Below are 9467 nucleotides of genomic sequence, written 5' to 3' on the forward strand. Positions count from 1 at the left end.
CTGGGCCACAATCGCATACATTCGTGTATGCTTATGCAGCAGCGCGGCATGAGCACACCGCAGCGGCTGTCCCATCCGGAGACCCTCATGCAGCAACCCTCTCTTACCCGCCGACACTGGCTGCGCACCGTCGCGGGCGCTTCCGCCGGGGTGGCCACGCTGGCGGCGGTGCCCGAAGTGCGGCTGTTCGCGCAACAGTTGCAGGATTTCATCGAAGGCCCACCGGTGCCCGACGTCAAGCCCGAGCGCCTCAGCCCCCACGTGTGGATGATCTACGCCCGCGACGGCTTCCCCACGCCGGACAACCGCGGCGTCATGGCCAACGTGGTGTTTGTCGTCACCTCGGTCGGCGTGGTGGTGCTGGACTCGGGCTGCTCGCTGCAGCACGGCCAGATGGCCATCCGCATGATCCGCACCGTCACCGACAAGCCGGTGGTGGCGATTTTCAACAGCCACTACCACGGTGACCACTGGCTGGGCAACCACGCCTTCGTGGAGGCCTTCGGGGCGCAGCTGCCCATTTACGCCCTGCCGCACACGATCGAGCAAATTCGCGGCGCGGAGGGCAACCTGTGGCGCAGCCTGATGGAGCGCTGGACCAACCAGGCAACGATGGGCACCAAGGTGGTGCCCCCCAACCAGGCCACCGAGCACGGGCGCACCTACCGCTTTGGCGACGTGACGCTGCGCATGCACCACTACGGCCGCGCACACACGCCGTCGGACCTGTGCATCGAAGTGGTCGAGGATCGCTTCACCTACGTGGGCGACATCGCGATGGAAAACCGCATCGCCAACATCGACGACGGCTCCTACCCGGGCACCTTCAAGTACTACGAGGCGCTGCAGCGGTCCGCCGGTGAGCAACTGTGGTGGCCCGGCCACGGCCGCGGCAGCAAGACGCTGCTCAACGACTACGGCACCTTCCTGCGCGGCATCTGGGAGCCCTGCGTGCAGGCGGTCAAAGACGGCGTGCCGCTGGAAAGGGCCAAGGAGCTGGTGCTCAAAGACCCGCGCGTGCAGACACGCGCCAAGAACATGGCCGGGTTCGAGTCCAACATCGGCAAGTACACGAGCCTGGCATACCTCGAAGCGGAAAAAGAGCTGTTCTGAGCGTCCGTCAGGACGGGGAGCTCTGCGCACCCCGCAGCGCCCCCGGGGCAGGAAGCTCTGTCCACGTCCGCCACACCGAGGGGCGTCGCAGCCTCGGGCTACTACAATAGTCCCCGATGGGCACTTTGGGCGAAAGCGTGCGCCTGGCGTTCGGGCTGCTGCTGAGCGGCGATGCCGTGCTGTGGCACACCGTGGCGCGTTCGCTGCTGGTCAGCGGACTGGCTTGTGCCTTCGCCTGTGTGGTAGGCCTGCCGCTGAGTGCGTGGCTGGCGTTGGCGCGCTTTGCCGGCCGTGGCGCGGTGGTGACCGTGCTCAACGCGTTGCTGGCGGTGCCTTCGGTGTTGGTGGGGCTGCTGGTGTACCTGCTGCTGTCGCGCTCGGGCCCGCTGGGGCACCTGGGGTGGCTGTTCTCGCTGCACGCCATGGTGTTGGCGCAGGCCCTGCTCGTGCTGCCGCTGGTGGCAGCGCTGACGCGCCAGCTGATCGAGGACGCGCACGCGCGCGGCGGCGAGCAGCTGCAGTCGCTGGGTGCGGGGCGGGCGCTGCGCGCCCTGCTGCTAGCCTGGGACGAGCGCCACGCGCTGCTGACGGTACTGATCACGGTTTTTGGGCGCGCCATTTCCGAAGTGGGCACGGTCATGATCGTGGGCGGCAACATCGAGGGCTATACCCGCGTGATGACGACCGCCATCGCGCTGGAAACCAGCAAGGGCGATCTGCCGCTGGCGCTGGCTCTGGGTCTGGTCTTGCTGCTGGTGGTGTGGGCGTTGCATGCGTTGGTGGCCGTGCTGCGCAGGCTCGGCCAGCGCGGCACGGCAGCCGTGGAGACGGCGGCATGAGTGCGACGCCGGTGTTCGAGCTGCAGGCGGCGGCCGTGCGCCTGGGCGCGGTGCAGGCGCTGCATGCCCTGGATCTGCGCATTCACGCGGGCGAGGCGGTGGCTCTGGTGGGTGCCAACGGCAGCGGCAAGAGCACGCTGCTGCGGCTGCTGCATGGTCTGCAGCCGCCCAGCAGCGGGCGTGTGAGCAGCGTGCCGCTGCGCGCGCAGGCCATGCTGTTTCAACGGCCCTATCTGCTGCGCACCAGCGCGCTGCGCAATGTGGCGCTGGCGCTGTGGCTGCGCGGCGCGCGCTGGACCGACGCCAAGGTGCAGGCCATGCGCGCGCTGCAGCGGGTGGGGCTGGAGGGCCAGGCCAGCCGTGCGGCGCGCACGCTCTCGGGTGGCCAGCAGCAGCGCCTGGCGCTGGCGCGTGCCTGGGCCTTGCAGCCGCAGGTGCTGTTGCTGGACGAGCCCACGGCCAGCCTGGATCCGCACGCCAAGCGCGAGGTGGAGGCGCTGATCGCGCAGTTCATGCAGGGCCGCACGGCAGCGGGCGCGCCGCTGACGCTGGTCTTTGCCAGCCACAACCTGGGCCAGGTCAAGCGCCTGGCCAGTCGCGTGCTGTATCTGGAGCGCGGGCGGCTGTTGGCCGATTTGCCGGTGCGCGAATTCTTCGACCACGAACGGCTGCAGGTGGTTTCGCCCGAAGGGGCGCTTTTCGTTAAAGGAGAACTGATATGAGCGGCTCGAAAAAGAGAATCCAAAAGCTGTGGCGCTGGGTCGCAGCCTGGGGCCTGGGGCTGGGCCTGCTGACGGCTGCGGCAGCGCAAAGCATCGTCGTGGCTTCGACGACCTCCACCGAGCAATCGGGTTTGTTCGCGCACCTGCTGCCGCGCTTCACACAGCACAGTGGCATCGCGGTCAAGGTCGTGGCCCTGGGCACGGGGCAGGCGCTGGACATGGCCCGGCGCGGCGATGCGGATGTGGTCTTCGTGCATGACCAGCCGGCCGAGGAGAAGTTCGTGGCCGAAGGTTGGGGTCTGAAGCGCCTGCCGGTGATGTACAACGACTTCGTTCTGATCGGCCCCAAGGCGGACCCGCTAGGGGTCCGTGGCCATGACATCGTGGCGGCGCTGAAGAAGATCAGCGCGGCGGGTGCGCCGTTCATTTCGCGTGGCGACAAAAGCGGCACGCATGCGGCCGAGCTGCGGTATTGGACGCTGGCTGGTGTAGAGGACAAGGGCGCTGGGTACAGGGCCTGTGGCTGCGGCATGGGGCCGGCCCTCAATATCGCTGCCAGCAGTGGTACCTACGTGCTGGCCGACCGCGGCACCTGGCTGAACTTCAAGAACCGCGCCGACCTGACCATCTTGGTCGAAGGCGACCAGCGCCTGTTCAACCAGTACGGCGTCATCGTGGTCAACCCGGCGCGCCACCCCCACGTCAACGTGCGCGATGCCCAGCGCTTTGCCGACTGGCTCGTCTCGCCCCAGGGGCAGCAAGCGATCGCCGACTATCAAATCGCCGGCCAGCCGGTATTTTTCCCGAACGCAGCCCAGCAGGCGAGCAAATGAACCGTCGAATGCCTACACTCGCACCTGCACAGCACTTTTCGCTGTGCAGAACCGGATCATGAAGCTGTACCTCAAACCCGGCGCCTGCTCGCTGGCCGTGCACATCGTGCTGGAGGAGCTGGGCGTGCGCCCTGCGGTGCAGGCCACCCTCAAGGCCGAGGATCTGGCCTGAGCATCAGGCCGCGGTGTCGGGCTCATCGCGGCGCTGGGCCAGCCGGCGATAGACGGTGGCGCGGCTGATGCCCAGACGCCGCGCCGCTTCGGCCACGTTGCCTCCGGCTTCGGCCACGGCCTGACGGATCAGGGCCGCCTCGCGGCTGCGCAGCGGCACCGCCGCCGCGCCAACGGCCGCGCCAGCGTCGGCGCCACCGGTTTGCGCCCACACCAGCACCCGCAGGCCGCCCCAGGTCGGCACCTCCAGCGGCGGGCGCTGGCGCCGTGCAGCGTCGAACAGCATCGCCACCGGCAGCGCCAGCACCTCGCTGGCGTGCGGCCACGGCGCGCCGATGTCCAGCATGTGGGCCGCAGTTCGGTTGGCCGCCACGATCATGCCCTCACCGTCCAGCGCCAGCAGCCCGTCGTCATCGTCGCCGGGCAGGTGGCCGGGCCACGTCAGCCGCAGGCGCAGCGTGTGCGACTGGGCCAGCACCAACGCGTTTTCGATACGGCGCGCCGTCACCGCCACCAGGTGCTTCAGCGCCCGACGCTCGGGCGCGAGCACCCCGGTCAAATCCAGCATCCCCAGGCAAGCGCCGTCCGGCCCCCACAGCGGCGCGCCCGCGCACGAGTACACCGCGGTGTCTTCAAAAAAATGCTCGCCGCGGTGCAGCCACACCGGCGTAAGTTCGGCCAACGCAGCGCCGATGGCGGTGGTGCCCACGGTGCGCTCCGACAGGTCCACCCCGACGCGGGCGATCGCGTGCACGTGCACGTTGTGGTCATCGACCGGCCCATGCACGTCGATGATGACGCCGTCGGCGTTGGTCAGCAGCGCGAAGTAGCCGGTGTCGTGCATCGCCCGGCCCAGTGTTTGTTCGATCACCGGGATCGCAACCCGGCGCAGCTCGGCGCTGGCCTGCAGCGCCCGCCGTTGCGCCGCGGCGCTGACGGCGTCGAACGTGATGCGCTCGCGTGGCGAGCGCCCCCAAGCCAGGCAGCGCTGCCAGGACGCCACGATCCACGGCTCCACGGCCGCGCTGGCTGGCGCTGCCCCCTCGTGCAGCAGCCACCGCCGGCGCGCCTGCTCGATGGCGCGCAAGCGCTCGCCTGCGGCGGTGGGGGCCACACGGTACTCAACGCCTTGCGCCATGGTGCGGGTGTCTTCTGGTGCGGCCGCGAGCCGGTCACGATGTCGCATTTTGAGAATTTCGCACAGCCCTAGGGTAAACCCTAGGCGGTGCGTGGTTTTGAGTGGCCAAGAATAGCGCAAAACCCACACGCGCGTGGGGATGCCCCGCGCACCACCAGGAGACACACACCATGCAGAAGATGCTGCACATCGACCCGGCCAAGTGCACCGGCTGCCTCTCGTGCGAGATGGCGTGCTCGTACGAAAACTATGGTGTCTTTGCCACCGCCAAATCCCGCATCAAGGTGTTTGAATTCCACCACACCGGTCGCAAGGTGCCCTACACCTGCACCCAGTGCGACGAAGCATGGTGCTTGCACGCCTGCCCGGTGGAGGCCATCACGGTGGACAAGGTCACCGGCGCCAAGGTGGTCAGCGAATCGACCTGCGTGGGCTGCAAGGTGTGCACGATCGCCTGCCCCTTTGGCACGATCAACTACGTGGCCGAAACCGGCAAGGTGCAAAAGTGCGACCTGTGCGGCGGCCAGCCCGCGTGCGCCGAGGCCTGCCCGACCGGCGCCATCACCTTCATCGACGCCAACTGGACCGGTCTGGGCAAGATGCAGCACTGGGCCGACAAGCTCGGCAACCAGCCCGCCGCCGCTGCGGCGTGAGCGCCGTCCCGTCGTTCCGTCACACAACGCCAACGCTTGCAAGGAGACCGATCATGGCCTGGGCCGGAAAACTTTTGCGTGTCAACCTCACGGCCGGCACCTGCACGCCGGAGCCGCTCAACATGACCTGGGCGCGCCAGTACCTCGGCTCGCGCGGGCTGGGTACCAAATACCTGGTCGAAGAAGTCGACCCCAAGGTCGATCCGCTGTCGCCGGACAACAAAATCATCTGGGCCACGGGGCCGCTGACCGGCACGATGGCCTCCACCGGCGGGCGCTACACCGTCATTACCAAGGGGCCGCTGACCGGCGCCATCGCCTGCTCCAACTCCGGCGGCTACTGGGGCGCGGAGCTCAAGGCCGCGGGCTGGGACATGATCATCTTTGAGGGCAAATCGCCCACGCCAGTGTACCTGTACATCCAGGACGACGTGGCCGAGCTGCGCGACGCCTCGCACCTGTGGGGCAAGAGCGTGTGGGACACCGAACACATCCTCAAGACCAGCCTGCAAGACCCGCTGCTGCGCATCTCCAGCATCGGGCGTGCCGGCGAAAACCAGGTCCTGTTTGCCTGCGTGGTCAACGACCTGCACCGCGCCGCCGGACGCTCGGGCGTGGGGGCGGTGGCCGGCAGCAAAAACCTCAAGGCCATCGCGGTGCGCGGCACCAAGGGCGTGGGCAACATCCGCGACCCGCAGGCTTTCATGCAGGCCACGCGCGCCGCCAAAAAGGTGCTGGCCGACAACGCCGTCACGGGTCAGGGCCTGCCCAAGTACGGCACCCAGGTGCTGATGAACGTCATCAACGAAATCGGCGCGCTGCCCACACGCAACCACCGCGACGTGCAGTTCGAAGGCGCCAACGACATCTCGGCCGAGGCCATGCTCAAGCCACGCCCCACCGATGGCAAGCCGCATCTGGTCACCAACCAGGCCTGCTTTGGCTGCACGATCGCCTGCGGGCGCATCAGCAAAATCGACGAAACCCACTTCAGCGTGCAAAACAAACCTCAGTACTGGGGCGCCAGCGGCGGCCTGGAATATGAAGCCGCCTGGGCGCTGGGCGCGGCCAACGGCGTCAACGACCTCGAGGCCCTGCAATACGCCAACCTCATCTGCAACGAGCACGGGATGGACCCCATCAGCTTCGGCGCCACGGTGGGCGCGGTCATGGAGCTGTACGAACTGGGGGTGCTGACCAAGGAGCAAATCGGCCTCGAAGCGCCGTTTGGCTCGGCGCGCGCACTGTGCGAACTGGCCGACATGACCGCCAACGGCATCGGCTTTGGCAAGGAAATCGCCCTGGGCTCCAAGCGGCTGTGCGCCAAATACGGCCACCCCGAGCTGTCGATGAGCGTCAAGGGGCTGGAATTTCCAGCCTACGACAGCCGTGGCATCCAGGGCATGGGGCTTGCCTACGCCACCAGCAACCGCGGTGCGTGCCACCTGCGCGGCTACACGGTGGCCTCGGAGGTGCTGGGCATCCCCGTCAAGACCGACCCGCACAGCACCGAGGGCAAGCCCGAGCTGGTCAAGGCGTTTCAGGACGCCACGGCGGCGTTCGACTCGGCGGGCATTTGCATCTTCACCAGCTTTGCCTGGACGCTGGCCGACGTCGCCCCGCAGGTGGCCGCCGCCTGTGGCGAGGAGTTCACCGTGCAGGAGCTCGAGCGCATCGGCGAGCGCATCTGGAACCTGGAGCGCGAGTTCAACAACCGCGCCGGCTTCACCGCCGCCGACGACACGCTGCCGCCACGGCTGCTCAACGAGCCGGCCAAGACCGGCCCGGCCAAGGGGTTGACCAACAAGCTGCCCGAGATGCTGCCCAAGTACTACGAAGTGCGCGGCTGGGACGCCCAAGGGCGGCCCACGGCGGAGACGAAAGCACGTCTGGGCCTGTGACCATGCGGCACCACGTCATCCTGGGCGCAGGCCCGGCAGGCGTCATCGCGGCCGAAACCATCCGCAAGCACGCGCCGCACGACCGCGTCACGCTGGTGGGCGACGAGCCCGAGCCGCCCTACTCGCGCATGGCCATCCCCTACCTGCTGGTGGGCAACATCGACGAGCGCGGCACCTACCTGCGCAAGCACCCTGGGCATTACGCGGCGCTGGGCATCGACTGCGTGGCGGGCCGCGCCACGGCGGTGGACACCCAAGCGTGCCGCGTCACGCTGCACGACGGCCGCACGCTGGAGTACGACCGGCTGCTGCTGGCCACCGGCTCGCGCCCCGTCAAGCCTCCCATCCCCGGCGTCACGCTGCCGGGTGTGCACCACTGCTGGACGCTGGCCGACGCGCGCGCCATCCAGGCACTGGCCAAGCCTGGTGCGCGCGTGCTGCAACTGGGCGCGGGCTTCATCGGCTGCATCATCATGGAAGCGCTCAAGCAGCGGGGTGTGCAGCTGACGGTGGTGGAAATGGGCGATCGCATGGTGCCGCGCATGATGGGGCCGACCGCCGGCGGCATGATCCGGCACTGGTGCGAACGCCAAGGCGTGCGCGTGCTCACCCAAACGCGCATCGAAGCCATCGAGCGGGCCGCGCCGCTGCGCGTGCGTCTGTCCGACGGCCAGCACGTCGAGGCCGACCTTGTCATCATCGCCGCCGGTGTCAAGCCGGCGATCGAGTTCCTGCAAGCCAGCGACATCCGCTGCCTGCAAGGTGTGCTCACCGACGAGCACATGCAAACCAACGTCCCCGGCGTGTACGCCGCCGGCGACTGCGCCGAAGCCTTCGACAAGGTCAGTGGCACCACCATCGTCAGCGCCATCCAACCCAACGCCGCCGAGCAAGCGCGCGTGGCCGCACTCAACATGGTGGGGCTGCGTGCCGAGCTGCGCGGCGTGACCCAAATCAACGTGCTCGACACCCTGGGGTTGATCTCCACCAGCTTCGGCCACTGGCAGGGTGTACCGGGTGGCGAGCGGGCCGAAGTGGTGGACGAGGTCCACCACAAGGTGGTGAGCCTGGCCTTTAACGGCGACCGGGTGGTGGGCTGCAACACGGTGGGTTGGACCGACCATGTAGGTGCTCTGCGCGGTTTGGTCGAAGGCCAAGTGCGGCTGGGGGCCTGGAAAGAGGCGCTGCTGCGCGACCCCACGCAGTTCGCAGCGGCGTACCTGGCCTGCGCGCAAAGCCAGCACCGCTGGAGCGGCGCGCTCGATGGTGGGCGGCGCTAGCATCGCAGCATGAACGTCACCCTCAAGCTGTTCGCAACGCTCAGCGACCATCTACCGGCCGGCGCCCAGAGCAATCAAATCGTGTTGCCTGTGGTGCCGGGCACCACGGTGCAGCAGCTCATCGAGTGGCTGCACCTGCCGTCCAAGCTGGTGCACCTGGTGCTGGTCAACGGCGTGTACATCCCGCCCGAGGCGCGCGCCGCCCGCGTGCTGGCCGACGGCGACACCTTGGCCATCTGGCCGCCGATCGCGGGCGGATGAACGACGGCGCACCTCCGGCCCCTGTGGCGGTCCGGGCCGATGCAACGCGCGACGTCACCGCCAGCGCGGCCGAATGGCGGCGGTTGGTGCGTCTGGCCACTGGCATCGACGTCGCTGCCGACGCCAATGCATGCACGGTGCCGGTGGAGGGTGGCTGCGTGACGCTACGATGGCAACCGTTGCCCCCATTGGCGCTGGGGCTGATCCGTTTGGAGCGGCTGCGCGTGCACGCCGCGTTCAGCCCCGACGTCAGCCCGCAGGCGCGCCTGACCTTTTGGCACCATTTCGATTTGCACACCCGGCGGGGCGGGGGCTAAGCCGTCGCCCCTGAAATATTCATTTTCAAGCCACCCGCAGCCGCAGCGAGGCCGGGTTGGCGCCGCCGGTCTCGGTTGAAGTGGAAGAGCCAGTTCTCCGGCATGACGGTCGGGTAATCCCCCCGAAATCCAGCGCTCCGAGAAGTAGAGCTATGCGGCCATGGCCAGCCGCTGTTTTGGGGTGATGCCGCCCAAGGCCATGTTCGGGCGCTCGTGGTTGTAGCGCCACATCCATTGCG

General features: G+C 68.2%; 10 protein-coding genes. 9 read left to right on the top strand and 1 reads right to left on the bottom strand.

Translation table 11 applies throughout. The annotated features are described in order from the left end of the window. The first annotated feature begins 48 nt into the window (after positions 1-48). From Taqua_RS10790 to Taqua_RS10805, 4 genes are all read left to right on the top strand, one after another. Positions 49-1113 carry an MBL fold metallo-hydrolase gene (locus Taqua_RS10790; RefSeq protein ID WP_243646448.1) on the top strand — a complete coding sequence of 355 codons (1065 nt, stop codon included), beginning with the start codon at positions 49-51 and terminating at the stop codon, positions 1111-1113. A 116-nt stretch (positions 1114-1229) separates the two neighbouring features. Then, positions 1230-1952, top strand: a complete 723-nt coding sequence (locus tag Taqua_RS10795) for an ABC transporter permease (RefSeq protein WP_132961741.1) — start codon at positions 1230-1232, stop codon at positions 1950-1952. Further along, the gene (locus Taqua_RS10800) at positions 1949-2674 is read left to right on the top strand and encodes an ATP-binding cassette domain-containing protein (protein WP_132961742.1); all 726 of its coding nucleotides are present in this window, start codon (positions 1949-1951) and stop codon (positions 2672-2674) included. Before Taqua_RS10795 ends, Taqua_RS10800 begins: the two co-directional genes overlap by 4 nt. Then, the gene (locus Taqua_RS10805; protein WP_144326655.1) at positions 2671-3507 is read left to right on the top strand and encodes an ABC transporter substrate-binding protein; all 837 of its coding nucleotides are present in this window, start codon (positions 2671-2673) and stop codon (positions 3505-3507) included. Before Taqua_RS10800 ends, Taqua_RS10805 begins: the two co-directional genes overlap by 4 nt. Positions 3508-3682: 175 nt before the next feature. Here the strand turns inward: Taqua_RS10805 and Taqua_RS10810 are convergent, their stop codons facing one another. After that, complete coding sequence (locus tag Taqua_RS10810; protein ID WP_144326656.1) at positions 3683-4816, bottom strand: helix-turn-helix domain-containing protein; 1134 nt, start codon at positions 4814-4816, stop codon at positions 3683-3685. A 170-nt stretch (positions 4817-4986) separates the two neighbouring features. Between Taqua_RS10810 and Taqua_RS10815 the strand changes: the two genes are divergently transcribed. Genes Taqua_RS10815 through Taqua_RS10835 form a run of 5 tightly spaced genes read left to right on the top strand, consistent with a single transcriptional unit; the run spans position 4987 to position 9228 of the window. Beyond that, entirely contained in the window at positions 4987-5469 is a 483-nt protein-coding gene (locus tag Taqua_RS10815) for a 4Fe-4S dicluster domain-containing protein (protein WP_144326657.1), read from the top strand. A 53-nt stretch (positions 5470-5522) separates the two neighbouring features. Then, positions 5523-7370 (top strand): aldehyde ferredoxin oxidoreductase family protein, encoded by a 1848-nt coding sequence (locus Taqua_RS10820; RefSeq protein ID WP_144326658.1) that lies wholly within the window; start codon positions 5523-5525, stop codon positions 7368-7370. 2 nt (positions 7371-7372) lie between these two features. Then, positions 7373-8650, top strand: coding sequence for an NAD(P)/FAD-dependent oxidoreductase (locus Taqua_RS10825; RefSeq protein WP_144326659.1), 1278 nt, complete (start codon positions 7373-7375; stop codon positions 8648-8650). A 9-nt stretch (positions 8651-8659) separates the two neighbouring features. Further along, complete coding sequence (locus Taqua_RS10830; RefSeq protein ID WP_144326660.1) at positions 8660-8911, top strand: MoaD/ThiS family protein; 252 nt, start codon at positions 8660-8662, stop codon at positions 8909-8911. Then, the gene (locus Taqua_RS10835; RefSeq protein WP_144326661.1) at positions 8908-9228 is read left to right on the top strand and encodes a hypothetical protein; all 321 of its coding nucleotides are present in this window, start codon (positions 8908-8910) and stop codon (positions 9226-9228) included. The genes Taqua_RS10830 and Taqua_RS10835 overlap by 4 nt, the downstream gene beginning before the upstream one ends. Positions 9229-9467 lie beyond the last annotated feature (239 nt).

Source organism: Tepidimonas aquatica (genome assembly GCF_007556585.1).
GTDB lineage: Bacteria > Pseudomonadota > Gammaproteobacteria > Burkholderiales > Burkholderiaceae_C > Tepidimonas > Tepidimonas aquatica.

Excerpts from the sequence above, each read along its gene's own strand:
- Taqua_RS10790 (WP_243646448.1), top strand. The coding sequence starts at position 49 with ATGAGCACACCGCAGCGGCTGTCCCATCCGGAGACCCTCATGCAGCAA.
- Taqua_RS10795 (WP_132961741.1), top strand. The coding sequence starts at position 1,230 with ATGGGCACTTTGGGCGAAAGCGTGCGCCTGGCGTTCGGGCTGCTGCTG.
- Taqua_RS10800 (WP_132961742.1), top strand. The coding sequence starts at position 1,949 with ATGAGTGCGACGCCGGTGTTCGAGCTGCAGGCGGCGGCCGTGCGCCTG.
- Taqua_RS10805 (WP_144326655.1), top strand. The coding sequence starts at position 2,671 with ATGAGCGGCTCGAAAAAGAGAATCCAAAAGCTGTGGCGCTGGGTCGCA.
- Taqua_RS10810 (WP_144326656.1), bottom strand. The coding sequence starts at position 4,816 with ATGGCGCAAGGCGTTGAGTACCGTGTGGCCCCCACCGCCGCAGGCGAG.
- Taqua_RS10815 (WP_144326657.1), top strand. The coding sequence starts at position 4,987 with ATGCAGAAGATGCTGCACATCGACCCGGCCAAGTGCACCGGCTGCCTC.
- Taqua_RS10820 (WP_144326658.1), top strand. The coding sequence starts at position 5,523 with ATGGCCTGGGCCGGAAAACTTTTGCGTGTCAACCTCACGGCCGGCACC.
- Taqua_RS10825 (WP_144326659.1), top strand. The coding sequence starts at position 7,373 with ATGCGGCACCACGTCATCCTGGGCGCAGGCCCGGCAGGCGTCATCGCG.
- Taqua_RS10830 (WP_144326660.1), top strand. The coding sequence starts at position 8,660 with ATGAACGTCACCCTCAAGCTGTTCGCAACGCTCAGCGACCATCTACCG.
- Taqua_RS10835 (WP_144326661.1), top strand. The coding sequence starts at position 8,908 with ATGAACGACGGCGCACCTCCGGCCCCTGTGGCGGTCCGGGCCGATGCA.